The sequence below is a fragment of the Mycobacterium sp. EPa45 genome (assembly GCF_001021385.1).
GTDB lineage: Bacteria > Actinomycetota > Actinomycetes > Mycobacteriales > Mycobacteriaceae > Mycobacterium.
Window position 1 is genome coordinate 3,221,648 of the sequence record NZ_CP011773.1, and the last position, 25,529, is coordinate 3,247,176.

28 protein-coding genes and 2 pseudogenes are annotated in these 25,529 nt (G+C 62.0%); 14 read left to right on the top strand and 16 right to left on the bottom strand.

Going from position 1 to position 25,529, the window contains the following annotated elements; all coding sequences use genetic code 11:
- Positions 1–110: 110 nt before the first annotated feature.
- On the top strand, positions 111–707 hold the full coding sequence (locus AB431_RS15360) for a TetR/AcrR family transcriptional regulator (protein ID WP_235435676.1): 597 nt from the start codon (positions 111–113) through the stop codon (positions 705–707).
- Here the strand turns inward: AB431_RS15360 and AB431_RS15365 are convergent.
- Both AB431_RS15365 and AB431_RS15370 read right to left on the bottom strand, forming a co-directional pair.
- Positions 704–1,111, bottom strand: coding sequence for a nuclear transport factor 2 family protein (locus AB431_RS15365; protein ID WP_047330657.1), 408 nt, complete (start codon positions 1,109–1,111; stop codon positions 704–706). The genes AB431_RS15360 and AB431_RS15365 overlap by 4 nt on opposite strands.
- A 293-nt stretch (positions 1,112–1,404) precedes the next feature.
- Positions 1,405–1,626, bottom strand: a complete 222-nt coding sequence (locus tag AB431_RS15370; protein WP_047330658.1) for a hypothetical protein — start codon at positions 1,624–1,626, stop codon at positions 1,405–1,407.
- Between the two features lie 39 nt (positions 1,627–1,665).
- Here AB431_RS15370 and AB431_RS31585 point away from each other — a divergent pair, with 39 nt between their 5' ends.
- The gene (locus AB431_RS31585; RefSeq protein WP_082135687.1) at positions 1,666–2,046 is read left to right on the top strand and encodes a hypothetical protein; all 381 of its coding nucleotides are present in this window, start codon (positions 1,666–1,668) and stop codon (positions 2,044–2,046) included.
- A 26-nt stretch (positions 2,047–2,072) separates the two neighbouring features.
- Here the strand turns inward: AB431_RS31585 and AB431_RS15380 are convergent, their stop codons facing one another.
- Together AB431_RS15380 and AB431_RS15385 are read right to left on the bottom strand one after the other, a co-directional pair.
- Positions 2,073–2,528, bottom strand: coding sequence for a hypothetical protein (locus AB431_RS15380; protein ID WP_047330659.1), 456 nt, complete (start codon positions 2,526–2,528; stop codon positions 2,073–2,075).
- Between the two features lie 78 nt (positions 2,529–2,606).
- Positions 2,607–3,731, bottom strand: coding sequence for a hypothetical protein (locus tag AB431_RS15385; protein ID WP_144418268.1), 1,125 nt, complete (start codon positions 3,729–3,731; stop codon positions 2,607–2,609).
- Between the two features lie 151 nt (positions 3,732–3,882).
- Here AB431_RS15385 and AB431_RS15390 point away from each other — a divergent pair, with 151 nt between their 5' ends.
- Positions 3,883–4,080, top strand: a complete 198-nt coding sequence (locus AB431_RS15390) for a hypothetical protein (protein WP_047330661.1) — start codon at positions 3,883–3,885, stop codon at positions 4,078–4,080.
- A 167-nt stretch (positions 4,081–4,247) separates the two neighbouring features.
- Positions 4,248–5,393 (top strand): hypothetical protein, encoded by a 1,146-nt coding sequence (locus tag AB431_RS15395; RefSeq protein WP_047330662.1) that lies wholly within the window; start codon positions 4,248–4,250, stop codon positions 5,391–5,393.
- Positions 5,394–5,611: 218 nt separating this feature from the next.
- On the opposite strand, the gene AB431_RS15400 is transcribed toward AB431_RS15395, so the two are convergent.
- Positions 5,612–5,860, bottom strand: a complete 249-nt coding sequence (locus AB431_RS15400; protein ID WP_047330663.1) for a cold-shock protein — start codon at positions 5,858–5,860, stop codon at positions 5,612–5,614.
- A 239-nt stretch (positions 5,861–6,099) separates the two neighbouring features.
- On the opposite strand from AB431_RS15400, the gene AB431_RS30430 reads away from it, so the two are divergent.
- From AB431_RS30430 to AB431_RS15445, 10 genes and pseudogenes are all read left to right on the top strand, one after another.
- Entirely contained in the window at positions 6,100–6,525 is a 426-nt protein-coding gene (locus tag AB431_RS30430) for a hypothetical protein (protein WP_144418269.1), read from the top strand.
- A gap of 362 nt (positions 6,526–6,887) precedes the next feature.
- Positions 6,888–8,192 (top strand): polysaccharide biosynthesis tyrosine autokinase, encoded by a 1,305-nt coding sequence (locus AB431_RS15405; protein WP_158423541.1) that lies wholly within the window; start codon positions 6,888–6,890, stop codon positions 8,190–8,192.
- 294 nt (positions 8,193–8,486) lie between these two features.
- Positions 8,487–8,723, top strand: a pseudogene (locus tag AB431_RS30820) (acyl-CoA dehydrogenase family protein); the annotation flags it as partial.
- A gap of 11 nt (positions 8,724–8,734) precedes the next feature.
- A pseudogene (locus tag AB431_RS29990) lies at positions 8,735–8,911 on the top strand (phosphotransferase family protein); the annotation flags it as partial.
- A 574-nt stretch (positions 8,912–9,485) separates the two neighbouring features.
- Positions 9,486–10,385, top strand: coding sequence for an alpha/beta fold hydrolase (locus AB431_RS15420; RefSeq protein WP_047330666.1), 900 nt, complete (start codon positions 9,486–9,488; stop codon positions 10,383–10,385).
- On the top strand, positions 10,385–11,701 hold the full coding sequence (locus tag AB431_RS15425) for an aromatic ring-hydroxylating dioxygenase subunit alpha (protein WP_047330667.1): 1,317 nt from the start codon (positions 10,385–10,387) through the stop codon (positions 11,699–11,701). Before AB431_RS15420 ends, AB431_RS15425 begins: the two co-directional genes overlap by 1 nt.
- Before the next feature lie 17 nt (positions 11,702–11,718).
- Positions 11,719–12,216, top strand: coding sequence for an aromatic-ring-hydroxylating dioxygenase subunit beta (locus tag AB431_RS15430; RefSeq protein ID WP_235435678.1), 498 nt, complete (start codon positions 11,719–11,721; stop codon positions 12,214–12,216).
- A 37-nt stretch (positions 12,217–12,253) separates the two neighbouring features.
- Positions 12,254–13,483: a Gfo/Idh/MocA family protein gene (locus AB431_RS15435; protein WP_047330669.1), complete on the top strand. Its 1,230-nt coding sequence runs from the start codon at positions 12,254–12,256 to the stop codon at positions 13,481–13,483.
- A 15-nt stretch (positions 13,484–13,498) separates the two neighbouring features.
- Positions 13,499–14,470 (top strand): extradiol ring-cleavage dioxygenase, encoded by a 972-nt coding sequence (locus tag AB431_RS15440; protein WP_047330670.1) that lies wholly within the window; start codon positions 13,499–13,501, stop codon positions 14,468–14,470.
- 410 nt (positions 14,471–14,880) lie between these two features.
- Entirely contained in the window at positions 14,881–15,630 is a 750-nt protein-coding gene (locus AB431_RS15445; protein ID WP_047330671.1) for a class II aldolase/adducin family protein, read from the top strand.
- A 107-nt stretch (positions 15,631–15,737) separates the two neighbouring features.
- On the opposite strand, the gene AB431_RS15450 is transcribed toward AB431_RS15445, so the two are convergent.
- From AB431_RS15450 to AB431_RS15500, 11 genes are all read right to left on the bottom strand, one after another.
- The gene (locus AB431_RS15450; protein ID WP_047330672.1) at positions 15,738–16,301 is read right to left on the bottom strand and encodes a MarR family winged helix-turn-helix transcriptional regulator; all 564 of its coding nucleotides are present in this window, start codon (positions 16,299–16,301) and stop codon (positions 15,738–15,740) included.
- A gap of 163 nt (positions 16,302–16,464) precedes the next feature.
- Positions 16,465–17,361: an NAD(P)-dependent oxidoreductase gene (locus tag AB431_RS15455; RefSeq protein WP_047330673.1), complete on the bottom strand. Its 897-nt coding sequence runs from the start codon at positions 17,359–17,361 to the stop codon at positions 16,465–16,467.
- A gap of 90 nt (positions 17,362–17,451) precedes the next feature.
- Positions 17,452–17,838, bottom strand: coding sequence for a cupin domain-containing protein (locus AB431_RS15460; protein WP_235435682.1), 387 nt, complete (start codon positions 17,836–17,838; stop codon positions 17,452–17,454).
- 155 nt (positions 17,839–17,993) lie between these two features.
- Positions 17,994–18,554, bottom strand: a complete 561-nt coding sequence (locus tag AB431_RS15465; RefSeq protein ID WP_082135690.1) for a 3-phenylpropionate/cinnamic acid dioxygenase subunit beta — start codon at positions 18,552–18,554, stop codon at positions 17,994–17,996.
- Positions 18,551–19,963, bottom strand: a complete 1,413-nt coding sequence (locus AB431_RS15470; protein ID WP_047330675.1) for an aromatic ring-hydroxylating dioxygenase subunit alpha — start codon at positions 19,961–19,963, stop codon at positions 18,551–18,553. The genes AB431_RS15465 and AB431_RS15470 overlap by 4 nt, the downstream gene beginning before the upstream one ends.
- A 232-nt stretch (positions 19,964–20,195) precedes the next feature.
- Complete coding sequence (locus AB431_RS15475; RefSeq protein ID WP_369802901.1) at positions 20,196–20,420, bottom strand: ferredoxin; 225 nt, start codon at positions 20,418–20,420, stop codon at positions 20,196–20,198.
- Between the two features lie 3 nt (positions 20,421–20,423).
- Positions 20,424–21,500, bottom strand: coding sequence for a MaoC family dehydratase N-terminal domain-containing protein (locus AB431_RS15480; RefSeq protein WP_047330676.1), 1,077 nt, complete (start codon positions 21,498–21,500; stop codon positions 20,424–20,426).
- Positions 21,487–21,966, bottom strand: coding sequence for a Zn-ribbon domain-containing OB-fold protein (locus AB431_RS31435; RefSeq protein WP_047330677.1), 480 nt, complete (start codon positions 21,964–21,966; stop codon positions 21,487–21,489). The genes AB431_RS15480 and AB431_RS31435 overlap by 14 nt, the downstream gene beginning before the upstream one ends.
- 7 nt (positions 21,967–21,973) lie before the next feature.
- Positions 21,974–23,140, bottom strand: coding sequence for a thiolase family protein (locus AB431_RS15490; protein WP_047330678.1), 1,167 nt, complete (start codon positions 23,138–23,140; stop codon positions 21,974–21,976).
- Positions 23,137–24,390 (bottom strand): CaiB/BaiF CoA-transferase family protein, encoded by a 1,254-nt coding sequence (locus AB431_RS15495; RefSeq protein WP_047330679.1) that lies wholly within the window; start codon positions 24,388–24,390, stop codon positions 23,137–23,139. The genes AB431_RS15490 and AB431_RS15495 overlap by 4 nt, the downstream gene beginning before the upstream one ends.
- Before the next feature lie 54 nt (positions 24,391–24,444).
- Complete coding sequence (locus tag AB431_RS15500) at positions 24,445–25,476, bottom strand: 2,3-butanediol dehydrogenase (RefSeq protein WP_047330680.1); 1,032 nt, start codon at positions 25,474–25,476, stop codon at positions 24,445–24,447.
- Positions 25,477–25,529: the final 53 nt, after the last annotated feature.

A 25,529-nucleotide genomic window follows, 5' to 3' on the forward strand; every position in this document is an offset into this window, starting at 1 on the left:
CGCTGACAAATGACAACGAATTCTTACCGCCCGTAGGCCTCTATCTGGGAGATTGATCAATTTCGAGTGACATCTGTCGATGAGTACGGACGGTGCTGCACAATGGGACGGTGCGAGAGACCGCGACGAGCCGCGAAGCCCAGCGTCGTCGGACGCGCGCGCGGGTTCTGGACGCCGCCATCGTCGAGTTTCAGCGGGCCGGTGCGAGTTCGGCGGATATCAACGCCATCGTCGAAGCCGCCGGCGTTGCCCGAAGCACCTTCTATTTTCACTTCCCGACCAAAGAGCATGTCCTGCTTGAGCTGATCCGCCGTGACGAAGAATTCCTCGGTGAGGAACTCAGCCGATTCCTGGAGGCCCGGCATGACCTGGGTGCGGTTTTCGAGGAAGTCATCAGGCTGGTCGTCGAGCTCGAAACTCGCTGGGGTGCAGCGCTTTTCCGGGATGTGATCAGCCTTTACTTTTCACCGGAGCTTGCCCGAGACGAACGGTGGAGCAGACACCCGACCTTCGTCTTGCTGGCCGCCGAGATCGAACGGGCCCGAATCCGCGGCGAACTCTACGACGACGTCGAGGCTTACGACGGTGCCGCCTTCTTCCTCATCGGACTGCATGCGGTACTCATCAGCGCCAGGGATACGGGTGCCGCGCGCGACGTGATGCTCAAGAAATTCGTGAAGAGCACGTTGCGCAGCCTTCGCCCTTAGGCGCCGGTGTCCTCGATGAGGACGCGGTAGCGGCGCACACTGAATCGCCACACCCCGTCGACGCGACGCAGTTCATCGTCATAGGCCCCGACGAGCTGGCGTGTTGTTCCGTCGTGAAAGCGCAGCTGCTCCAAGCAGTAGGACCGCGCGGTCGCGGTCGTTCCGTCGACGACGATCGCCCCGATCTGAGTCATGAATGCCATGTGCGACAGGGCTTTCCAAATGCCACGCCAGTGCGTGCGCAGCTCGTCGAGGCCGCGACACTCGCCACCGCTGCCATACCGTTCACCGTCGTTGGTCCAGCAGTCCAGGTAGTCGTCGAGATCCTGCCGGGTGACCGCATCACTGTAGCTGTCGAAGCGTTCCCGGATGGCGAGGCGATCGTCGATCGGGCCACTGAACACGAAGCAACTCCTTCCGCAGGCGAGGCTGCCCCCGTAAGGCTATTGTGCTAAAGCACTGTGCGACTGAACTATTCGCGTATTGCGGGTCCAGTCAGGCATGGGTCATTATGTCACTGTGACGTAATGACCCATGCGGTCCCGGATGGAGCAGGGGCAGAGGTATCCGCGAGTGGGGTCGAACCGTGCGGGCAAAGCCGTGCGAGAGCTTTCGAACCCCGCCGGCCCGCCAGGCCACTGGTCCGGGAAGCCGGGCTTGCACACGGCCGACGCACGTGTGCGCGGCTGCATAAACGTCACGGTGACGAATTGGTGATTTGACCTTGGACTTCGGCAAGCCTGGAACCGAGGACGCCGCGTGTTTCGGAGCGATTCCGTTCACCCAGCGGCGGCGGCATCGCGAGCGGCGCGGTCCCGAAGCGATTGCGTTCGTCCAGCAGCAGTGTGCACGCCAAAACTTGGTGAGAGATGCGGCGCTCCGGGTTGATCGAGGTCCAGGTTTTGCCGATAAGCCACATTATGTCAGGTTGTCCTGACATAACGACATATACCTAGATATTACCACACCACCACCACCACGGTCGTCGTCTCAGTGCAGTTGTCATTTTCGCAGTGAAGTTGTCCTTTTACGGTTTGGGGGGCCAGCCAGCACCTACCGGGCACTATGTCGACACCAACGGCTATGGATTTCCGGCCTGGGCCCGTCATATTTCACCAAGCTGATGTACTTCGCCGGTTACGATGCGAAACCTCACATGTCGCCGCCACTTATCATGCACGACAACGTAATTGAAGGTCTCGCCCGAGTCACTCAGCAGCCGTGGCGAGCAACGGTTGAGGACTATCTGCGCTACATCGACCTAAGCGAAGACATGGCCGACAAGCACAACACCACACCCGACGTGATCGAACGCCGCCTTTTCGATCTCGGATCCTAGGCAGCCGACAACCGATCGCCGCCGGACTACGTGCCGGGCTGACGCCAGCGGGTGAACACTTCACGATCGACCCGCGTGAGCTTGATCGGCACCTTGATCGGTCTGTCGGTCCGGCCAGGATGCGGCTCCGGTGGGCGACGCACCAGGGATGTCACCTTGGCCTTGGCCTTGCTCACCAGATAGGTGGGGTGTGCGCCGTGGATGCTGGCGCGCATCTGCCCCCAGGGGTCGATCGCGACCCAAAACGGGGGCTGAGCCTTGGCCTGCTGGACCCACTCGCTGTCGCGGTCACCGTCGAGGTAGAACTCGGGCGGCCCCTTCACCGTTCGGCGCCCGACGATGAACACCTGGATGTAGGTGAAGAAAGCGCTCTCTTGCATGGAGTCGATTTCCCCCACGAGCTGCCAGTGACTGCCGGGGGTGGCGCCGTCGAAGTCGATGTCCGGCGACGTCGCCGACACCCATACCTGCGGTCTGGTCATGAAAACAATCCTGCCTGCTGATGCAGGCGCTGGAACGAGAAGCGCCAGCTTCATCGCGGCCTCTCCGGGCGCGGCGCGTCACGGCGAACCCGGTTCCTGCCACCTGCCGCTGTTGTCGAGGAGCCGCAAGGCCGTGGCCCTGTCGACCCAGCGGGGCGGCAGCGGCTTCTTCAGCGCCGCGGCGACCACGTCGATGGCCTTGCGTGAGAAATCGACCTCGTCGAGCTTGGGTGTGATGCGCGGTGCGCGCAGCACGTCGGCCTGGCGCTGAGTCGCCGACAGCTTTCCGTCCGTCCGATCCATCGGGTCGACCATGTCGATCAACCCAAACTCTTCCAGTTCGTGGCGTGCGGCGAACGCCTCGGGAGCCAGACCGTAGAACTGCCACCGCACCAGCTGAGGCAACGCCACACCATCAGCATCCTTGCGGGACCGCGGCCGCCCCCACTGGGCAATCACCGCCAACAGTGTCGCCATCTCTTCCCCGGTCAGCACCAGATGCCACCCCGCCCGAAAGAAGCCCGCCGGCAGAATCACTGACTCCTCGGCGGCCGGGACGAGATAGGGCTTCCGAGAGAGGTCCTCGCGATAGAGGCTGAACCCGTCGAACCTGCTCCTGCTCTTCCACGCCCCGACGCCCACCAGGTCATGATCTGCCAGCTTGGCCAACGCCCGAGTCATGCGCAGATTGAGCTCACGGTTCGGGACAGAAGGCGCCAGCAGCCCGCACAGCTCACCCCAGCCACCCACGCCGGTGTTATCGCGCTCATTCGCCCACCGCGCACCGGGCTCAAATTCCAGATGGGCGATGTAGATCAGGCTCAGATACACCTGCAGCGCATTACTGGGCCGGTACAGCAGCCTGCTCAGCGGTGGCCGGGAATCAACGTCGGCCTTCACCAACTCTCTCGCGGTCTTGGGCTGCGGATCGTCTTCCCGGGGCGGCCGTGCGCTGGCCAAACGCACGAAGCGTTTCCGTATCCGGACCTCCGGGTGGTCGTTCTCGTCGTCCAGCTGTTCGTACTTAGCGGTGGCGCGGGTGATCGCCGCCGCCTGGGTATCGAGCTTCTCGCGGCGCCGCATCCTAACGCTACGGGCCTGCTGAATGGCCGCTTTCGTCTCGCGGTCCCACTGCTCCCGCTTCGCGCCGGCCGCCTCCACGACATCCATGCCGATCTTCATGTGGAAGCGCCGAGAATTCATGGGTAGCTCCTAACGGGGTATGCGCTGGCGGCATATACCTGATGAGGTTATATGAGTATGTCTACGAGCCGCCACCGGCCACCCTGACAGCCGCCAGCGCTTACCCACATGGCCCAAGAATTCAGAGGCCGCTACGGCGCAGCATGCGTGCATGGCGAAGCATGACGATGAGCCCAGCGAGCTCGAGCGAGTGGCCCGAGCGGGTTGGATGGTGACCCTGCGGTACCGCCTGCTCCTGCCAACCACCCAGCCTCCCTCGCGGTCGGCAAAGTGGCGATGGGCGGCCGGCGGGGCGTCGGCGGCGCTGGCGGTCACCGACGTCATCACCAAGCTGGGCTGGTTCGGGTGACCCCGAGGGTGGCGAGGCCCACTGGATGTCAGCTATCCCTTCCGCTACCCCACCGCGATCTCATCAACCGCCTGGCCCCCGCCGCCAAACGGGCCGCCTCCTCGTCCAGCAGCCAACCGCGGAACCCCTGTGGCACTGCATATTCCGCCAGGTGGGAAGATGGGCGCATGGAGGAGGGCGTCGAGCAGCCGCTCACGGGCTTCAATTTCAGCTACTGGTTCAGCTGTGTTGAATGCGGGCGGCGCGTCGAGATCGCCGCCGACCTCTACGAACGCCAGACGAGCGGCACCCAGCCGGCGGACTTTTCCCGGTGTCAGTGCGGTACCGAAGTTGAGGTCACCGCCCTGGACCCGGTCCTGGGCAACCCCAACGACGTTGCGCTACCTGATGACGACGTCGACGGGTTGTACTGGTATCACACCAGCCCTTACCAGAAGTGGCCAGACACTGAGGCATACACCGCCCACGTCAGAGCGCTGATTCTCCGATCGCCCGCTCTCGGCGGGCTCAGTGCGCAACAGCTCCTCGAACAGCACACCTCGCGGGCTCTGCATATCGGCACCTACGAGGCCACGATCGAGAACATGCTGCGGCGACGCCAGGACGAGGACCGCCACGACGGCCCGCCGGTCCGATATTGGCTGCACCGTGTTCGGATCCAGCTAAGGCCAGGCGATCTCACCCCTGGCGTCGGCGAGGAGCTGGGCGACTGGGTGGGCGTCGTCCCCCTGTCGATGCTTCACGAACGCGACGGCGCGCGCGCTGCCCGCTACGTCAACACCGACGAGGCCAACGGGTCGATCTCGGTGGCAATCGACCCAGCAGTGATCGCCACGGTGTCCAGCATTGAAATTCCCATCGCGTCGCTGGGCACCGAAACACCTGACGCCGCGGCCGCAGCCGCGCACGCACGCACCGCCCTGGCGCGAATCGCGCCCCTTCGCCCCGACACCGCCGGGGTCGATCGCATGGCTTTACGGTTCCCCGAGACTCTTCCAAGCTCGTTTCCCGATCCCGCACACCCAGAACGCCTCCGCATCGAAGCCATGGTGGAGCAACTCGACAGCTACAACGGCCAGCACGAACAGATTTGGCGGGAACTCAAGGCCACGCTGGAAGCAGAATATCTCCCCGACATCAACGACCAAGTACGTCGCCGATTCCGCGGTGCCCTCCCCCACACCGATGACCCCATCGCCTACCACCACACCTTTCGGCAGATGTGCACACTCCTGTCCCGGCCCCACGAGGTAATCGGAAAGCTTGCCTTAGCCCCGATACGCACCATCAACACTATCGACGGGACGAACTAGCCCTTGCATGTCCTTGACTGGTGCGGGATCGCCAGGGCTAGCCAAACCTGTTGGAGGAAACAGGCTTTCGAACACGGATGAGAGATTGCTGGCGAAGGCAATAATGACCTCTGCCGTCCGTCTTGACCAGACCTGTCGTCCGCACGCCGCGACGCATTGCGCCCCGAGGCTGGCTACCGAGTGGTCAACGGCCCCAAGCGCGGCCTCGCCCGCGGGGGCTAGGACGGATCATCGTCGGCGGCATCGCCGACTCGTCGGGCCCATGTCGCCACGAACTGGAAGCTGTCTTGACGGGCCTCCCGGTAGTCGAATTCAACGTGGTCTCCGGCGGCGAACTCTCGGAAGCCCGTTTGTCCTGTGATGTCAGCGAATGAAATGAACGCGTCCAGGACGGGCGGTAACTCAGGCGATGATATTGCGCCCCAACCCTTGTCGGACTTGTAGAACTTGATGGTTCCAAGCGCCATCCTCGCGTCTGCTCGATCATCTTCGGTCAACTGAGTGCCCAGCGTCGCTCGAACCTGGGACAACCGGCCAGCCCATGACAGTCGCCGCGCAACCGCCACTGACGATGGCATTTCTGCATGCGGGGGATGGTAACGCGATTGAGACCGGGCAACTGCCAAGTCAACGATGCGCAGAAACGATGTGCAGAAAGGTCGGGCAACCAAGCCGTGAGCCGCCAAGATTCCGGCATACTTTCCCTATGCCGAGAGCGCGAGCCGTGTCGATTCGAGTTATCAGCTGGCTGCTGTTTGCCGCTGTATTCGGCTTAACACCATTGGCGATCGATGCATTCAGACACAGCCTTGAAGGCAAAGGCTTCGGCCTGGACACAACGCTGGGAGCCGGCGAGCTGTTCATCACAAGCGCAGTTCTCGGCGCTGGACTTTTCGCCGAGGTACTCACCGCAGCACTCGAGGATGGAAAGCGCCCAGTGAGCTCCGTTCGGGCCATCCTTCTCGTCGTTAGCGCCGGGCTCGCCGCAATCACGCTCGCACTCAACACCGCTGGCTACGTAAGTGTTTCAGCACAAACTCCCGCTAGCCAAGTAAGCAGCTCCTCAGTCTGGCTGTTCTGCACGACGGTCGTCACAGGCCTCGCCACCGTCACCATCGCAACACGCCCATGAATCCGTTCGAACCGCTCGTCGTCGGTGGTGTGGTCGTCGCAGCTCTCTCTGTCGTGAGCGTTGTTGTCTACTACGTATGGAGCCGCCCCCCTTCAGCCACCAGCGGACCTACCGGCCACGCCCCCGCGACCGCAGAGCCCTCATCATCGGATATCGCGACAGATGACCAATCGCGAGACTTTCCACCGGCCGGCAGCACCGCTTCACCTGCTCCTGGCCGCAACGCGCCCAGCCGAGCCGACTCGACCTGGTCACGGCCAACGGTCACCCGCCCAAACCGCGCCGCGACTGCAGTCGCCACATTTTTCAAACTGCTCCGCACTCGGTGGATCGCGATTTGTGTACCAATTCTCCTCTGCGGCATGGGAGCCTTCGCCATCACTTGGCTGACGACCCCCCTGTACCTGGCCTCAGCCACCCTTTTAATGCCCGCTTCACCGGAAGGCGCGTCGGGCACCGCCGGCCAGGACAACCGATTCGAAGCAGAGCGCACCGCCTCCTATGCGCAGCTTCTGAGAGGGACGACCGTCGCGCAGAGAACCATCGACAGACTGCATCTCTCCATGAGCCCGGACGACCTCTTAACAAACGTCAAGGTGAACGTTCGACCCGACACCCTGCTCGTTGACGTAGAAGTCTTAGACCCGACGCCAACTCAAGCGCGCGACATCGCCAACACATTATCGGACGAGTTCGTGGCGGCGATACACCTACTCGAACCAGGGAATAGCGCCGGAAGCAATGTCACCATCATCCAAAGTGCATCAGCGCCCACTCATCCGGTGATACCGAGAATCGCAGAGAATATCGCAACCGGGCTTGGCGTGGGGCTGGCTCTAGGACTTGCACTCGCACTTCTCCGCAACGCACTCGACACCGCCGTCAAAGATCGGCAGACTCTCGAAAGCATCACCGGTGTCGGGGTATTCGCCAGCATTCCGATCGACAAGCGCCGCCGTCAGGCTGCCGCGATCTCCTTTGAGACTGAGCGGTCGGAATCTGCCGAGGCATATCGCAAGCTTCGAACAAACCTGCAATTCCTCGCCATCGAAAACCCGCCCCGCGTAATCACCATCACGAGTGCGACGCCATGCGAAGGAAAGACAACTACCGCCATAAATCTCGCCTTAGTACTGGCGGCAGCCCACTACAAGGTGGCGCTCATCGAGGCCGACATGCGGCGTCCATTCGTGCGGCGATACCTGGGCCTGACCGGAGAAGCCGGATTGAGCACGGTGCTGAGCGGGGCGACGACGTTGAAAGAGTCGCTCCAAACGACCCGCTATCCCGGGTTGACCGTCCTCACTGCAGGAGCTGTCCCACCGAACCCAAGCGAATTGCTCGGCTCTTCACGGATGAACGACCTACTCAGCGAACTGCGTGTGCAGTTCGACTACGTCGTCTTGGACACGCCTCCCCTCCTTGCCGTGACGGACCCAGCGATCGTGGCCGCGAATACCGATGGGGTGCTGATCCTTACAAGGTTCGGCCACACGAAACGTGACCAGCTAACCCATGCAATCTCGTCGCTACATGAGGTTGGTGCGCCGATCCTCGGCGCCATATTTACGATGACCCCGCCGAGTAGTGCCACCACCTACAACTACCCACGCAACAGGACAAGGTCGACGGGTTCGTCTCAAGCCACCCCACAAAGTTCGACTTAGCGCTCGACGCGCAAACCCGTCCGTGAAACCAACGCGGTGGAGCACCACACCCTGTCCCGCAGCAACTTTCGGCTAGCGGGAAGGAGGCACTCGATGACATCCCGCTCCCGCAGTCACGATCCGCAGATCACCGCCATCCTCGAACACTTCGCGCTGGTGAAGCGGGAGGGGAACTTCTCGGGGACAGCCGCACACCAGCTGCGCAACCTGATTCTCCAGGAGTATCGGGACAGACAGGCCCCTCCGCGGCGACCGGACGCAATCCGGCTGATGACCAACCTTCGCGCCTTCCGTGCGTCGAGCGCGACATCGATCGCCAAGACGCATGCCGCCGAGGCGATCTTCCGCATCGTGGACCGCAGCGCCCAGATGTGCGGTGGCCTGGGGGTTTCGGAGGATCTCCCCCTTGCCCGACTCGCACGCGAAGTGCGGCCCTTCCGGATTTACGATGGTCCCTCCGAGGTGCACCGCTGGGCCATCGCCAAGCGCGTCATCGGAGCGGCCAAACGCGCTGCAAGCGAGCAGAAGTGACACTGCTGGGAATGGATAGTGCAGCGCTGCGCGACTATCTCATCGGTGCCAGCATCCTGGTGACGGGTGATCTGCGTGTCGAGTTGATCAGCGGCGGACGGTCGAATCTGACGTTCATGGCCTACGACGACAGTTCTACGTGGGTCGTTCGTCGGCCCCCGACGAGCGGGCTCACCCCGTCAGCGCATGGCAATCCGGCGCCATTACGGAAATGCCAAGTTGATTGAGACGAACGAGACCACGGTCGTCTCAATCAACTTGGCATTTCTGCAGGTGCCAGATGACAACATCATTGAGACCGGACACCTCCTCCTGGCCTTGTGTCGTCCGGTCTCAGTGGAGTTGTCATTTTTCGCAATGAAGTTGTCCTTTTACGGATTGTGGTCGGTTGTCTCAGTGTTGTTGTCATCTCGGTTTGGGGTTTCACAGGCTTAACGTCGTGTCATGGTGATGGTGTGACTATTGATGGGTTTCTCAGGTAGGTAGACGGCGTTGGCCGGCCAGCTGCCCGCGAACGCGACCGAGACCCTCGGCTACCCGCAGGCTCGCACGTCATTTCCGGTCTGACCAGACAAACTCTGCTCCGATCGAGCGACCACTGAAACCCCGGTTGAGTTGACCTCATCCGTCGGTCGACGTGTGCAGGGTTCCGTCGTTGGGTTGAGGGTTTTTACACAGAGTCCTAAATGTCCATTCGTGAATATTCTAGTAGTGTACGATACCCATAGCTTTAGTGTCGTGCGGCTGAGAGGAAGCCCGAGATTGCCCCAACATGATTCAATCTGGGTGAGTTTGCTTGGAGCGCAGACACGCTTCGTGGACGTAGCCGGCATCCGAACCAGGACGATTCAGGCCGGAACGGGTCCGCACCTCATTCTCCTGCACGGGGGAGGTGGTCACGCCGAGGCCTTCGCTCGTAACGTGACGGCGCTGTCGCGTCATTTCCGAGTGCATGCACTCGACCTTTTGGGTCACGGTCTCACCGGTGCGTGTGCGGCAACCCCGGAACGGAAGGACTATGTCGACCACCTTGTCGGGTACATGGATTCCGAAGGCATCGACCAAGCGCACCTGGCGGGTGAGTCGTTAGGAGGGTGGATCGCGGCCTGGACTGCATTGGAACACGCCGAACGTGTCAACCGGTTGATCTACGTATGCGGCGCGCGGTTGATGTTGAAGGTCGGCGACTCTGCCGAGGCCCGTACCGCCGCTGGACGGGCAGAGCTTGCTCGGGTCACCCAGCAATTCCTGGCCGACCCGAGCCCGGCGACGGTGCGTGAGAGAATGGCATGGCTGTTCCACCGGCCCGCGCGCGACCTGACCGATGAATTGGTGGCGCTGCGATGGGCGCTTTACCAGACCGCAGAATCGCGGTCGGCGTTGACAAACGCGACAGCTCCACCCTCAGCGGCCACTGCCGATGACAATCTCACCGCTGAGCGACTGGGCAGCTTGACCACGCCCACTCTGGTGCTGTGGACGAGTCACAACCCCTCGGCTACTGTGGAATTCGGCCAGCAAGCAGCTGCGCTGATTCCCGACGCTGATTTCGCATTGATGGAGGATTGTGGCCACTGGCCGCAATGGGAGCGGCCGGACGAGTTCAACCAGATCCTCACCGATTATCTCAATGGTGACCGCGAATCCAGGAAGCAGCGTTGATGGAGACGATTGGTTCCACGACAGCGTCCGCAGCGACAATAGACTCGTCCGCGTTCTACGACGAGGCGGTGTACCAGCGCGAACTCGAGGTCGTCTTCAAGCGTTCATGGCTTTTCGTCGGCCATGAGTCGATGATTCCCAACCCCGGCGATTTCCGCACAACCTATATGGCCGACGACGCCGTAATCGTTTGCCGGGACAAGGCATCTAATGTTCGTGTGCTGCTGAACAAGTGCCGGCATCGGGGCAATAAAGTCTGTCAGTTCGACAAGGGCAACGCGAACATCTTTCGCTGTAGCTACCACGGCTGGAGTTACGACACCGCTGGACGACTGCGCAGTGTTCCGCTCAGCGACAGCGTCTACGGGCCGCAGTTCGACAAGTCCAGCATGGGTCTGGTGTCTCCGCGGGTGGCTACGCACAAAGGCCTCATCTTTGCGTGCTGGGATGACTCGGCGCCGCCGCTGAGAGAATATCTCGGTGAGGATCTGCTGTGGTACCTCGACAACTTCTTACTCGGTACCGACCCCAAGGGCCTGCAGGTCGTTCCGGGTTTGCATCGCTATCTCATGCCTGTCAACTGGAAGTTGTTGGCCGAGAACTTCGGCGGCGACCAATACCATTTCGCAGCCACTCACGGATCGGTGGCCGCACTATCGAACGCCGGGCAGACGGCCCGCATTGACTTTTCGATCGACAAGGGGCAGCACTACAGTGTGGTCCTCAATGGCTGCGCGCCCCATGGATTGCTGCAGCTCGCAATCGGTGACAATTTCTACCAGGATGATCTCGCCCATGCGGAGACGCTCGGTTCGGAAGTGGTCGACTGGCTAACCGAACGACAGCGCCGACAGAATGAGCGCTTGGGCACATACCCTGTGCAGCCCTACAGTTTTCATGTCGCCAATATCTTCCCGAACTTCAGCATGATCGGCATGGGCACAGCCTTTTATGGGCGGGGATTCATTATGTGGCAGCCTCGCGGGCCTCGGTTGACTGAGGTTTGGGAGTGGTGCCTGGTGGAAAATTCCGCGCCCCGCGCGGCCAAGGAGCGCATGGTCTTCGTCTTGAGTCAGCGGCAATCAGCGGCCGGTCTCGTGACCCCCGACGATCACGAGAATTTCGAACGACTTTCCGACGCCCTCGCTACGGGAGTCGCCCGGGATGTGCCGTTCAACTACTCGCTCGGCGAGGACGTCGAACCGTTGGACTCGCTAATTACCGAATTACCCGGCAACGTCAGACCGCAGATCAGCGAAAGCTACCAGCGTGAGTTCTATCGGCACTGGCGCCGAGCTATGACTGAACCGGTCTAATCATGAAGAACAGCCCTTTGGACGTCGAACTGCGGCTGCGGATACATGAATTCTACGCGCGCGAGACCATGCTTCTCGATGATGTGCGGCTGAACGAATGGCTGGAGCTGCTGGCAGAGGACGTCAAATACACGATGCCGTTCCCAGAGTCCAGCACGCATCCGGAGGACGATGACGACGGCCTACCGCCGTTTCTGCTATTCAACGACGACTACGAGTCGTTGAAGCTCAGAATCAGCCGACTCGACACCGGGCTCGCCCCGGGAGAGACACCACGCACGATCACCCAGCGTGTAGTCAGCGACATCCTGGTCACCGATGTGTCCGACGACGAGGTGGGCGTGCGGTCCAGCGTCATAGTCTTTCTCGTGCGCCATGGACGCCACGAGTGCTTTTTCATCGGCAAACGACAGGATGTTCTCCGGATCGATGAACACGCGGGTCTGCTGCTGGCCGCCCGCGTCATCACGCTGGCCCACAGCGTTCTCCCACGAGCGATTTCGATCTTCTTCTAATACGCGAGTTGACAATCAACCATCAGATAGGGCGCTCATGACAGATGTCGCTTCACGCGAGCTGGGCCTAGGATTTCTCGGAATCGGTCAGGCCGTCGCCAGGATTTTTCAGCAGTACCCCGACATGTCGTCGCTGCCGTATCGGATTGTGGCGGCGGCTGATACCCGATCCCACTCTCTCGCCCGCTTCGCCACCGAGTTCGCAGGCCGCACCTACACTGACGCAGAGCAATTGTGCGCCGACCCGAGCGTGGACGTCGTCTACATCGCTACTCCTCCGGAACTGCATCGGGACCATGCCTTGATGGCCGCGCACTACGGCAAACACATGATCGTCGAAAAGCCGTTGGCCATGTCGGTCGACGAGTGCACGCAGATGGTCGATGCGGCAGACGCTGCAGGCGTGAAACTGATGGCTGGCCATACACACAGTTTTGACGCGCCGGTGCGGGCCATGGCCGAACTGGTACGCAGCGGCGAGCTTGGCGAGTTGCTGATGGTAAACACCTGGAACTTCAACGACTTCAACCGCCGACCGTGGCCGACCTCGGAGTTGCGTTCGACTGACGGGCCCGTTCTCAACCAAGGACCCCACCAGGTCGATGTTGTACGGCAGATAGCCGGCGGTTTGGTCAGCACTGTGCGTGCGTCGACAATTTGGGACGACGTCCGGGAATGCGTCGGCGGGTACACCTGCCACCTCGAATTCCAATCGGGGGTGTCGGCCACCCTCGCCTATGATGCGAGGGCGTTTTTCGATGTCGCGGAGTTGCATTCCTGGGTGGCAGAGGACGGCGGCCGACGCAGCCCACTTGCAAACCAGCGGGTCGCCCGCAACTTCGCTGAGCTCAGCCGGAATTCTGACCAACTCGAATCGGCGCTGGAGGCGCAGAAGGAGCAGGGCCGCTACGGCGCTGCGACGGCAACCGAAGAGTCGCAGGAGCTTTGGGGTTACTCCGCCCCGGGCGAGATCGTGCACCACCCCTACTTCGGCCTCACTGTGGTCAGCTGCCAACACGGCGCAATCAGACAGTCGCCGGACGGTCTATTCGTCTACGGGCAGAACGGATTGCACGAGATACCGGTCGCCCACACGATGCGTGGGAGGGCCGCCGAGTTGGCTGAACTACATCAAGCGATCACCCAAGACCGTCCTGTGCAGCACGACGGCCGATGGGGCCGCGCCACCCTGGAAGTGTGTTTCGCCATCCTGCAGTCAGCCCGCGAAGCGCGCGAAGTCGTTGTCTCCCAGCAGGTTGCGGTTTGAGCCAGAGGAGCTGTCGTGGGTGAAATCGTAGCGGGATACGCGTCCTCCCATGCCTTCACTTTCATCCCGCCCGGCCGCTGGGAAGGCTTCCGGACCAAGAACCGGCAGAATTACGCACTGCGTCACGGCAAGACACCACCTGACCCTGCGGGGAGATACGAAGAACCATTCGAAGCCGCCGCGGCGCGTTACGCGCACATTGAGAACGGGCTACAACGATTACGGGACAACATCAGACGTGACCGACTGGATTGTCTGATCATCATCGGTGATGACCAAAACGAAAACTTCGACGGATCGGCACTGCCCCAGATAGCCATCCACACCGGAGAAGGGTTCATCGTGTCTGACCGATTCCTGCCGGCCTCCCGGCCCTGGAAGAGTTCGCCCGAACTCAGTAAGGATCTGAGTGCGCATACCGTCGAGGCCGGGTTCGACGTCACCGCAGTCACCGATTTTCGTGACAGCACCTTGCACTCACACGCACACGGCGAAATCGTGGCAAACATCCTCCGAGACAACCCAATCCCGGTCGTCTTGGTGTTCCTCAATGCTGTGCATACACCGTCGTTATCCCCGAAACGGTGCTTCGCTCTCGGCCGCGCAATCGCCGACGCCGTGCGGTCACGCCGCCCAGCAGGCGAGCGGATAGGTCTCTACGCCTCCGGTGGGCTGTCACACTTCACTGCCGGCTATCCGTGGGCGGCCTACCATGGGCCGCACGTCCACGGCTCCATTGACGTCGAGTTCGATCACCGTACTCTTGAGTTCCTTTCTTCCGGAAATGGTTTCGAGCTGAGTAACCTGACCAGCGAGGACCTGCTCAACAGTGGCAACATCGAGCTGAGATCCTGGATATGCGCCGTCGGCGGCGTCGGCGACAACACCCCGTGGGCGAGCGTCTACGAGCCGATCCCCCGCGCCCTGATGGGAATGGCCGTCGCGTGGACTGATGGGCACCCGGATCATGTCTCCCCTCAGGCGTGAACACGCACTCCCAATGGCGAATTGAAGCCGGGGCAGATCTGCTGACACGGCGGGTGTGTCCTCATCGGTCGCCCGATCGCCCGGTGGACGCTTGTTCAGGAGCCCAACACGATGTTCGTCGGCGGCTTGTCGACCAGTCGACGACGGCCTTACTCCGTTGACTCAACGGCACGGAAACCCATAATCTCTGTACAACAGAGTTGATTTCACCAAGAAGATGTCTGGGCGCTTGAGTTCAGGCACCGAACCGCGGCGTAGCCGGTGATCACTTCGCAGTGGGGGCGTCGGCTGATCGGCGCCGATGATTCCTGCACTGGTGTCGCCCAACAGGTTCATCGTGGCGCCCCTTGCGCTTCGGTGCCCACAGCAACCGCCGACCAACGCAGACGGACGAGAAGGAAGTGAGACCGATGACCTCCACCGCTTCGGGAACGGGATTCGACCCTGAACGAAAGGCGATCGCGCTTGCTTGCCGCGTCCTTGCGGCGCGCGACTTGGCGCCAGGCGTCCTCGGCCACATCAGTCTGCGCGTCGACGACGATCGGCTGCTGATCCGATGCCGCGGTCCCCGGGAGCAAGGGCTGGCATTCACCACCGCAGAGGACATCCGTTTGGTCACGGTGGACGGTACCGAGGGTGCCACAGGAGAACTCGATGGCGGTTACCAGCCTCCGAACGAGTTGCCGCTGCACACCGAGGTACTTCGCGCCCGAAGCGATATCAATGCTGTGGTGCATGCGCACCCCGCGGCGGTAGTTGCCGCCGATCTCGCCGGTCTAGCTGTCCGACCGATTGTCGGAGCGTTCGACATCCCTGGTTTTCGGCTTGCCGCGGGTGGCGTGCCCGTGTATCCGCGGGGAGTGTTGTTGCGAAATCGGCAACTCGCCCAGGAAATGGTTGCTGCCATGGGCCGCCGACCTGTGGTCATTCTCCGGGCGCACGGTCTGACTAGCGTTGCCGAAACTGTGGAGCGGGCGGTGATGCAGGCGATCAGCGTCGACACCATCTCGCGTTTGTCGCTTCAGATCGCTTCTGCGGGTGGCACTCTGGCTGACCTGACAGACGATGACGCAGCAGAGCTTCCTGATCTCGGTAGCGCACTGAACGACACCATCGCATGGCGTCATGAGCTCGGGCGCCTGGAAAACCATCGGTCCTAGAGAGTTCTGCCGACCCAACTGGCGCCGCCACGCTGCCCCGAGCTGGTGGTGCGAGGCACTCCGGCGCTGATATCGCGTTGCGGCGGTTAAGAATAGGGCATTCTCGGCTATGGCGTGGTTTGGCCCGCGACGGCCGACGATAACGAGCTGCGGATCGACTTTTGCGTGTCGGACGGATACGCCTCCAGGCAATCGATGAGCTCATTCAGTCGTGCTAGCAACTGCTGTCTGTTTCGCGGTTTGATACTGGCAAAGACTGTCTGAAGGAAGTCATAATGACCGGGCAGAAACTCGGTCAAGAACTGATTGCCCTTCTTCGATATGGCGACCACCACAGAGCGTCGATCGCGGGGATTTACCTTGCGCGTGACAAAGCCTGCCTTGGTCAGGCTGTCGACGACACCCGTCAGACTGGCTTGGCGTACGGAAATGGCGTCTGCTAGTGCGCCCATCGTGATCGGCCCCTCGGCCCGCTTGAGGACGGTGAGGACGTTGAACTGGCTCATCGAAAGGTCGACCGGAGCCAACTCCTCGGCGGCGACTCGACCGAACGCCGTGACGGCACGGTAGAGCGCGAGCGGTAACGCCAGCGACGACGGGTCGTAGTCCGGTCCTGCTTCGCGGGTCTTGGCAGCGACCTGTGCGGCCATCGTCAAATTCTCGGTACTCATGAAGTCCCTTAGCTTTTTGAGTCGTCGGCTGAGCAAGCAGCTTTACCGATGGTGATCGTACCGGCAGATGAACGGTTGTCTTACTTTCCGTGCGTGAACATTCTGCCGCCTATATGTCACTATCAATACATCATGGACGCGACATCATGGACGCGCCGTCCCGTCACGACGTGGGTCCGGCCATGGGAGGCATCGAACGGATTTGTTGAAGGAGTGCCACGCTCTCGGGGTAGGGGCGTTTTCGAAACGGCGTCGCGCCGACGGTTCGGAAGTAGTCCACCACGACGGCGAGCGTTCTGCTGCGGATACCGGCGGTCGTCGCCATTTTCTCAGCCAGCGCGGAATCTTTTTCGATGGTGCTCGCCGGCGCGTGGCTACGCACATCGTCGCGGTCGTGCCGGAAGTACGCAGCCGCCGTCCTGAGACCCGAGTCGTCCCCCCCGCTGCACTCCGCGATGGCATCGGCTACATCGCCTGCCTTCAGCCCAATGGCTTCCGCGATCAACAGTGCTTCCGCTGAGGCGAGGTACGAGCTGTACTTGACATGTTGGTTGAGCAGTTTGGTGGCGTAGCCGGCGCCTCGGCGCCCGCAGTACACCAGGGTGCGCGACACGGCGGCGAGGACATCAGCATCAGGGCCAAGCACCCCGGGCGGCCCACCGACCAGAACCGTCATGTTCGGCGCCTTGCGGCTGACGGGGCAGTCCACGAAGCGCCGACCGGTTGCGTCGTACGCCTGGCCGATGATCGCTGCGACTTGCGGGTCACACGTCGACATATCCAACACGGCAGCCCCTTCGGCAAGGCCGGCGAGGACACCTTGCTCCGATCCGAGCGCTACCTCAAGCACCTGAGCTGGTCCCGGTAGGACCGTCAAGACGAGGTCACATGCGCCGGCCAACTCTCTTGCGTCCGACGCGGACTCGGCGCCCAGCTCGACAACGGGGCGTAACGCGTCGGGCCGAATGTCGTAGCAAATCACCGAATGGTCGGTCGCGAGAAGTGATTCCGCGAGAGCAGAGCCCATACCGCCTAGACCGATCACGCCGACCCGCCTCATGACGCCGCCGGCCCGACACCAGTTTCTGCGCAGGCTGTCAACACTTTTAACATGCGGGACCGTCTGCGTACTGCGAACTCAGGATGACGGCTATCGCAACGCCGGATCGGCGAACTCGACCCTGTTTCGATTGGCCGCCTCGATGAGGGCTCTCACGTCGCCGGGGCCGTTGGACGTGGCATCCACGTCGGAGAAGAAATCGAGTGCACCGCCCGGGGTAGACGAGGTCGTGAGCCATCGGGCGCCGTCCGAGCGAACGCGATAGGAGTGCACAACGTCGGCCGGCACCCGAATCGCGTCACCCGCCTGCAGGGTGGTTTCTTCTCCGGCGCGGCTCACCCACAGCACGCCCTCGAGCACCACGTAGCTTTCATCCCAGGGGTGCTGGTGCGGAGGCGGTCCAGATGATTCAGGTGCGCGCACCTCAAACATCTGGTACCCGTCGCCGATCAGAAGCGGGCGCATTTCCTCTGTCATCACTCTGAGGGCGGTCACATCGTCGGCACGTCGCTGTGGTTCGAGGGAAGTAGACATTCGACGGGCCCCTGTTGGTAGGTCGGCAGGAAAATATATTTAGGAAACGCTATATTTTTTGACACTGATGGTCAAGGGCCAAAGATTGGGAGGTGTTTTCACAGGATGATCGAGAGGTTCTTGGCGAGCAGCACCGCCTGGTCCAGGAGTAGCCGGCGGCGGCACAGCTGCCAATCGCCAACCACGCTGCGACGCAACCGGTCCCTGCGGCGGCCCACCAGAAAATCGGTTTCATCGGTGACCCGATTCCGGTACACCAGGAAGCGGCAGCTCACCTCGACTTCTGCGTCTTCTACCGCCTCGATACGCACATTGGTGACGAGGTGTGACACTCGCGATACTGGTTCTTCGGCCCAGTGCAGTCCCGTCATCAATTGCTCCACCCGCAAAGTGACCGTCTCCTTCCCCTCGTCGAACCAGCAGATGTCGCTACCTTGCTGAGTCTGTTCCAGCTTCGCGACGTCGTCGTAGGCCACGTTCGTCCGCAGGGGAACGGAATACTCGTAGTCTTCGGTGAGCAGACCGAGCCAATCGCGATAGCGCCGGTCGTCGAGCAGGTCGGCTTCCCGGTAAAGAAAGTCGGCAATATCGGCCTGCAGCAGCAACTTTTCTACCCGGTCCTGCATCGCGGACACTTCGTCGCCCTTGGCTTCGCTCACAACCTTGCGGCTCTCTCGTCGTATTTGGCGAGTTCGGTGAGTTGGGGCCACGACAGGTTGTCCACGAACTCGGCCCATCGCCGGTAAAAGGCCCGGGCATTCACCTCGCCGGCGATGGGTTGGTGGGAATGCACCGCCTGGTCGAGCTCACTGGGAGTTTCTTTACCAAGTCCTTGCTGATAGTTGTACGGATAGCGCCGGGCTATCACGCCCTGGCTAGCCTGCGTGGCGTAATTCCAGTTCTCCATATCGTCTTGCTCGGTCATGCCTCCGGGCCCCGAGTAGCGCATGTAATAGCGGCGCAGCCAGTCACGCACATGATCGGGTGCACCCTTGTCGACGAGATACCAGCGCCACACCTCGGTTTCGGTCGGGCTGATCGGATGTGAGACCAGAATCGTCCGCGGAAAACCGGCCGAAAACGACATATTGGGGAACATCGTCGCCGGGCCACGTCCGCCGAGCAGTCTGCCCTGCGCCTGCAGTCGCTCCTTGCGGACCGCCCACGCCTGGGAGAAGTACGCATTCAGGTCTGATTCAGGAAACTCAGGATAGGGAATCTCATACGCAAGATTGTCCGACGCGCCGTGGCCCATCCGAAACGACGTCTTCACGCGGCCCTGTGAAAATCCGCCCTGATCCTGTCGTTCTCCGTGGCGTCTTGAATTTCTGCCGCCCGGGCCGATGCCCACCTGTTCAACCGAGGCATGGGTCGTCGCCCCGTGATAGGTATCGCCCAAGAAATTCTCTGAGACGAATTTCCAATTTGATTTGATGCGCCACTTCTGCACCCCACGGAACACCTCGGTTCCACCTTCAGTGCCATCAAAAGCATCAGCCAGGTTGTCCAGCCAATGATGAAAGCCGCCGATGTATTCATCGAAATCCGGGGCCGCTGGATCCCAGCACGCGAATACCAGGCCCTTGTAGTTGTGCACCTTGGCAGTCCGGACAAGTCCCCAGCTCGATTTATCAAGGCCATCGCCGTATGCCATGCCCTGCTGCGGCACACCGTGCAAATCCCCTGGCGTGGACACCAGCGAGCCGTCCATGGAGTACGACCAGCCGTGATACGGGCAGGTGAACTGCAAGGCGCGGCCCTCGTCATAGCGACACACCGCCATACCCCGATGTCGACACGAATTGAGCAGAACATTGACGTCGCCCTGGGCGTCACGCGTCAAGAGCACCGGATCCGAACCCATCCTCGATGAGAAGAACTGACCCGGCTCAGCCACCTGAGACGCATGGCCGACAAACAACCAAGACCGCGTAAACAAGTACTCCAACTCACGCGTGAAAATCGAAGCATCGATGAAGATCTCCCGGCTGATCTCCCCGCGATCGACATCGACGAGATCACTAGCGTTCGGACCTTCACCGCTGGATTTACTGCTGGTCAACTTCATCGCCACCCTTCTGTTGCAGTACCGCCCGAACCAAGGCGAGATGACCGCCGCTCAACTCGCTACCGACGCCGTGGTCGCATCTGCCAAGCCGATTCACAGGTTTCTTGTGCTGCGACACAACAGAACTCATCTGTGGCAGTCCTGACGCACGTTTTCTGCAACCGGCATCAGCACAACCACGCATCGATCCGCTTTGACTCTGTGACGCATCCGGTGTTCACGACCGACTCGCTCACGGCATTTCGAGGTGCAGCGCCGAAACCGGGCAACTGCGAATCGCGGTGACAACCCGCTTCTCATCTCGCTCGATCACCGAGTCATCAAGAATGACAACGGTACCGTCATCGCCGATATCGAAGATGTCGGCCGCTGCGACGACACAGTTCGCGTAGCCCCTGCAGGCCTCCACGTCAGCTTTAATGACCCGCATCGGGCGCACCTCCTTGTTTTGGTACAACGCTCATCGTTCACCAGGGCGTGTTTCCGGCATCGGCACACTCACGGCCGCAATACCTTTCACCGCTTTTCGGTCCCCGGCAAAAATGCTGAACTCGAGATCGACGTCGCCGCCGGTGGCCCCGGCACGCTTGCCGGTCACAGTCCATCGGGCCTGCACCACAGCGCCCGGATGCACGGGCACAGTCATCTTGAACGGACCCAGACGCACCAGCCTGCCGCGAAGGCCCATCCAGCGTCGAAGACCGGTCTCGAGAAGGGTCTCCAGGCCACGAGTGTTGAAGATGATTTCGCCAAGTCCCGCGGCACGGGCAGCCGCGGTGCTGTGGTGAATGCCCGAAAACATGCGGTCCGCAGCAACGTTCATCACCATGCGCTGGTAGGTCAGGACCAAAATCGGTCCACAAATTTCCGCACCGACCGTAACGTCGCCGAAGTCGAGCGGCGCGTTCCAATCGATACCGGAATCGGCATCGTCCAACGGCTGTCGGGGCGGGCGGACTCGGTCGTCACGCGCGGCCCGCGCGCGGATCCCGGGTTCGGGCCGTGGCGTGGCGACGTTCTCTGGGTTGTAGTTGAAGACAGTATTTCGGTTGAGCGCGACCAGGTCTCCCGAATCCTTCAGGTACTCCGACTCGTATTCCAGAAATACTCCGGTGCCCATCCGGGTGCGCTTCTGCTCTACCGAGATCACCGTTGTCGTCCCGTGTAATCTATCGCCGACGTACAGCGGTGTGTGGTAATGCCACTCGCTGCCTGCGTTGACCGCTCGCGTGAACGGCAGCGCCAGCGTGTCGGTGACGTTGCCCGTCATCTCCTTCCCCTCGAACTCCTCGACCAGATAAGGACTCGGCTGGCCGGGCGCCCAATACGGCGGCAGCCCCCACAGCGGGGTCATGGTCACCGGTGCTACAACGCCGAGGTACCCGTTCGCCTTCGCCGTCGTCTCGTCGTCATGCAGCGGGCAGGACGAGCAGAACACCTCCAGTTTGCGGCGGATATCGTTCTGCGTCACCGAGTCCGCGCCTCGGAACGGCACCTTCTGGCCGACGCGAGCGCGCAATTCGTCAAGAGCGGTCATGGCTCCGCCCTTCGACAGTCGAGAGCCGGAATGCCGGCAACACAACATCATCGGCGACCTGCATGTAGACGACCTCGACGGCCGCACCCGCCACCGGCGCCGTCCCGTCGGTAACGACGTCCACTACCCGTGCCACCATCCGCACACCTTCATCCATTTCCACGACGGCGCACACGAACGGGGTGGCCTCTTCGAGACCGGGGTGCAGTGCGCGGTGAATCACCGTGGAGCTGAACACCACTCCCCTGCCCGACGACCTCTGCCAAGACCACGCGCTACTGCCGCAGTCTGCACACTTCAGACGAGGAATGTGACGCCAATGACCGCACCCCGAACAACGCTGAAACGACAGCTCATGACGTCGGCAATGGGCGTAGAACTCCGCCGTGAGGCCCTCTGCAGACGGCACCGGCGGTGCCGCGACATCCTTTTGGGTCACTTCGGACCCCCTGCGAAAAGTCACCATAACCCTGTCATCGACGCAATATGGCGAGCGCACCCGTGCCCCATCCACCGCCCATTCCGGTCACTGCGGCCAACTCCGCATCTTCGACCTGCCGCTGCGCCAAGCCGCCGCGGAGTTGCCGCACCGCCTCGACCACATTGTTCATCCCCTGCACGTGGGCTTCGGATAACAGACCGCCGTTGAGATTCGTCGGTAATGAGCCGTCAGCGGCGATATGCCCGTCGAGTACGAAATCCGCCGCTTCGCCCGGCTTGCAGAAGCCGGCCGCTTCGATCTGACGCAAGACGTTGAAAGTGAAGCTGTCGTAAACCTGCAGCAGATCGATATCAGCCGGGGTGACACCTGCGCTGGCAAACGCGCGCGGCGCCGCGTCGGCCAGCCCGATCTCCAACGGGTCGGCCCTGTTGGCGAATTCGTCGACGGGGAATGGGCGCCCTTCCGCCACACTCATCACGAACACCGGTCGGTGGGGCCCGTCCACCGCCCGCTCGGGCGCTGACACCACCACGGCGGCCGCACCGTCGGTCTCCAAACTGCAATCGAACAGGCGCAGCGGCGTGCTGATCGGAGGACCGTCGAGATACTCTTGCATGGTCAACGCGCGGTCGCGCATGACTGCGTTCGGGTTGAGTTGCGCGTTGGCGCGAAACGAAACTGCTACGGCCCCCATCGCTTCGGGCGGTATTTGGTACGTCCGCATGTATCGGTCCGCGATGAGCGCGTACTGGTGCACAGCCGATACCGCACCTTGTGGGGCGTAGTAATCGCGAACAACTTTGCCTATCGCCATGTCGGGCCCCGATGCCATCCCCCTGGCGCGCGGCCCAGAGTATCCACACCAGCCCGCCGGGATGAGGACATGGCGGGCGGCGCCCGACCATACCGCCATCACCGCGGTTGCCAGCCCTGCCACACTTGCCGCCCCTCCGGTATGGGAGGTCACCGCGTAGCGAACATGTTTCAGGCCCAGGTTCGCGATGAGATCCTCGGCTGTTCCGCCATTGATCGGACAGATGAGGCCGTCGATCTCGCAAGCCGACAACCCGGCATCCACGATCGCGGCTTGGGCCGCCTCGACTTGCAGGTCGAGCTCAGTTTGGGACGCGGGGCCCCCACGACGGTAGGCCGTGTGACCCACGCCGCTGATGCAGGCTTTGTCACGTGGCCAGGTCAAGGCCCAGCAACCTTGTCTTCGACGTCAACGGACCCGACTACGCCGCCGGCTACCAGCGCCTCATACCGCGAGTCGGCCAAACCGAGCCACTCAGTGAGCACGCGTCTGCCGTCGATGCCCAGGCGGGGTCCGGTGCTGCGCACCGAGCCGGGAAAGTTCGTCAGCCGCGGCACCACCCCGGTGACACGGACCGGACCCAAATCCTCGTCAGCGACCTCGACAACGCTCTGGCGGGCCGCGAACGTCGCACTGGTGAACATCTCTGCGGGCGTGAAGATACGGGCGGCCACGACACCCGCACTCGCGCATGCTTTCTCGACAAAATCGGAGTCGTTGTCAGCGAACCACTGGCGAACCATCTCGCCGAGCTCGTTGCGGTGCAACATCTGCAGTTCCTGGGTCGCGTACTTCGGATCAGTGCGCAGGGCTATGCCGCCGACCAGGTCGAGCAGGCACTGCACCGACCGGACCGTGCCGGAAGCGACCGTGTACCACACCCCATCACGACTGAGATAGGTGTCTGACACCGGCGACGGGCTGACCTGGAACTCGTTGCCGTGGCGCTCAGCAACGAATTTCAACTGGTCATACAGGATGACCTGCCAGTCGATGCCACGGAACAGTGATTCGTAGAGAGCCAAATCGATGCATTCACCGTTGAAGCGATTCCCGATCGATTCACGTTTGAACAGTGCTCCGGCAACAGCGAATGCACCCATGATTCCTGTCGTGACGTCGCCGAGGGAGAAACCGAAATGTGTCGGCGGCCGGTCGGGGTGTCCGGTGATCTGCACCGCTCCGCTCATGGCCTCGCCGACCCGGCCGTATCCCGGCTTTGCGCTCTCGGGGCCGATCTGGCCATACCCAGAAATTCGCAACATGATCAGCCGTGGGTTCGACACATGCAGGTCCGCCCAGCCCAGGCCCCAACGCTCGAGCGTGCCCGGGCGGAAGTTCTCGATCACTACGTCCGCTTGTTCGACCATTTGTCGCACCAACGCTTGACCCTCGGCGACGCGCAGATCGATAGCGACGCTCGACTTGTTCCGCGCCGCGGACTTCCACCACAGGTGCACTTCGTCTTTCGTGGGACCGGACCGCCGCAACATGTCGCCAGAGCCGGGGTCTTCGATCTTGATGACCTGAGCCCCGAAGTCACCCATCAGCGAGGCGGCGAAGGGCGCCGCGATCACGTGACCCAACTCGAGGATCGTCAGACCGTCAAACAAACTCTCCATATTCGCGGACACATGTCTCCTTTGGTGCGGCGGCCTAGCAATCCACTTCGCCCCGCCGGTAGCGGGCTACGCCGATGGGTCGATCAGAATCTTGATGTGTGCATCGCGGTTGGCGCGCAGCTCTTCGAAACCTCGACTCACCACCGCGTCCAAGGGCAGTTCGTCGGTGATGAGGTCACTTGGGTTGATTGCCCCTGTGGCGATGAGGTCAAGAATCTCTGGAACCTGCCATTGTGCTTCGTAACAGAAGGAGAAGCCGATTTGCGCTTCGCGCATGACGTTTCGGTTGATATCGATGCCGGCCGGCCCCTCCCAGATCGCGACGACGATCAATCGGCCCCGGGGACGCAGAACGGCCAACGCCACGTCAAGTGCCGGTTGCACACCGGCAGCGTCGAAAGACACGTCGATCCCGTGGCCCGTCGTCGAGGTCGCCACCACCTCGAGGGGATCCTCGGCCAGCGGGTCGATGACGCACGTGGCCCCGATTTGCTGGGCAGCCGCGCGGCGCGACGCGGACACCTCGCTGACGATGACCTGGCTCGCACCTACGGCAAGGGCGAACTGCACCAGGGCCAGACCGATGGGACCGGCGCCGGCGATGAACACCGTCTCACCCGCTGCCAGCCGACTTCTGCGCACGGCATGGTAGGCCGACGCGATCGGTTCAACGACGGCAGCTTGGGCAAAACTGATCTCCTCGGGGATCGGGAACAACGCCTTGGCGGGCAGCGCCGCGTAGCGGGCCAGAGCCCCGTTGACCGCGAAACCGATGAAACCGACGTCGACGCACAGCGCTTCTGCGCCCTGCTCGCACGGGCCGCATCGGCCGCAACCGAAGACCCCGACCCCGCACACGCGGTCGCCTTCGGCCAGCCTGTCTACCTGCGACCCGGTAGCGACGACGGTGCCGGAATATTCGTGCCCCATGATGACCCCTGGGGAGGCATGCATTGGACCGGCGAGGTACTCATGCAGGTCAGTTCCACAGATCCCCGCGCGGGCTATCTCGATGACCACTTCACCGGGAGCCGGGCTCGGATCGCGAACCTCCTCGATCCGCACCTCTTCACGGCCGTGATAAACAGCTGCGCGCACCTACCAACCCTTCACTGATGTCACTTCGTGAACTCGTCGAAACGTCGGCCTCG

Bases quoted from the DNA above. Each gene is read 5' to 3' on its own strand.
- AB431_RS15445 (WP_047330671.1), top strand. From the start codon at position 14,881: ATGACCTCCACCGCTTCGGGAACGGGATTCGACCCTGAACGAAAGGCG.
- AB431_RS31435 (WP_047330677.1), bottom strand. From the start codon at position 21,966: ATGGTGACTTTTCGCAGGGGGTCCGAAGTGACCCAAAAGGATGTCGCG.
- AB431_RS15455 (WP_047330673.1), bottom strand. From the start codon at position 17,361: ATGAGGCGGGTCGGCGTGATCGGTCTAGGCGGTATGGGCTCTGCTCTC.
- AB431_RS15450 (WP_047330672.1), bottom strand. From the start codon at position 16,301: ATGAGTACCGAGAATTTGACGATGGCCGCACAGGTCGCTGCCAAGACC.
- AB431_RS15435 (WP_047330669.1), top strand. From the start codon at position 12,254: ATGACAGATGTCGCTTCACGCGAGCTGGGCCTAGGATTTCTCGGAATC.
- AB431_RS15390 (WP_047330661.1), top strand. From the start codon at position 3,883: ATGGCGAAGCATGACGATGAGCCCAGCGAGCTCGAGCGAGTGGCCCGA.
- AB431_RS15395 (WP_047330662.1), top strand. From the start codon at position 4,248: ATGGAGGAGGGCGTCGAGCAGCCGCTCACGGGCTTCAATTTCAGCTAC.
- AB431_RS30430 (WP_144418269.1), top strand. From the start codon at position 6,100: ATGCCGAGAGCGCGAGCCGTGTCGATTCGAGTTATCAGCTGGCTGCTG.
- AB431_RS15400 (WP_047330663.1), bottom strand. From the start codon at position 5,860: ATGGCGCTTGGAACCATCAAGTTCTACAAGTCCGACAAGGGTTGGGGC.
- AB431_RS15470 (WP_047330675.1), bottom strand. From the start codon at position 19,963: ATGAAGTTGACCAGCAGTAAATCCAGCGGTGAAGGTCCGAACGCTAGT.
- AB431_RS15380 (WP_047330659.1), bottom strand. From the start codon at position 2,528: ATGACCAGACCGCAGGTATGGGTGTCGGCGACGTCGCCGGACATCGAC.
- AB431_RS15425 (WP_047330667.1), top strand. From the start codon at position 10,385: ATGGAGACGATTGGTTCCACGACAGCGTCCGCAGCGACAATAGACTCG.
- AB431_RS15480 (WP_047330676.1), bottom strand. From the start codon at position 21,500: ATGACCGCTCTTGACGAATTGCGCGCTCGCGTCGGCCAGAAGGTGCCG.
- AB431_RS15405 (WP_158423541.1), top strand. From the start codon at position 6,888: ATGGGAGCCTTCGCCATCACTTGGCTGACGACCCCCCTGTACCTGGCC.
- AB431_RS15460 (WP_235435682.1), bottom strand. From the start codon at position 17,838: ATGACAGAGGAAATGCGCCCGCTTCTGATCGGCGACGGGTACCAGATG.
- AB431_RS15385 (WP_144418268.1), bottom strand. From the start codon at position 3,731: ATGAATTCTCGGCGCTTCCACATGAAGATCGGCATGGATGTCGTGGAG.
- AB431_RS15370 (WP_047330658.1), bottom strand. From the start codon at position 1,626: ATGTGGCTTATCGGCAAAACCTGGACCTCGATCAACCCGGAGCGCCGC.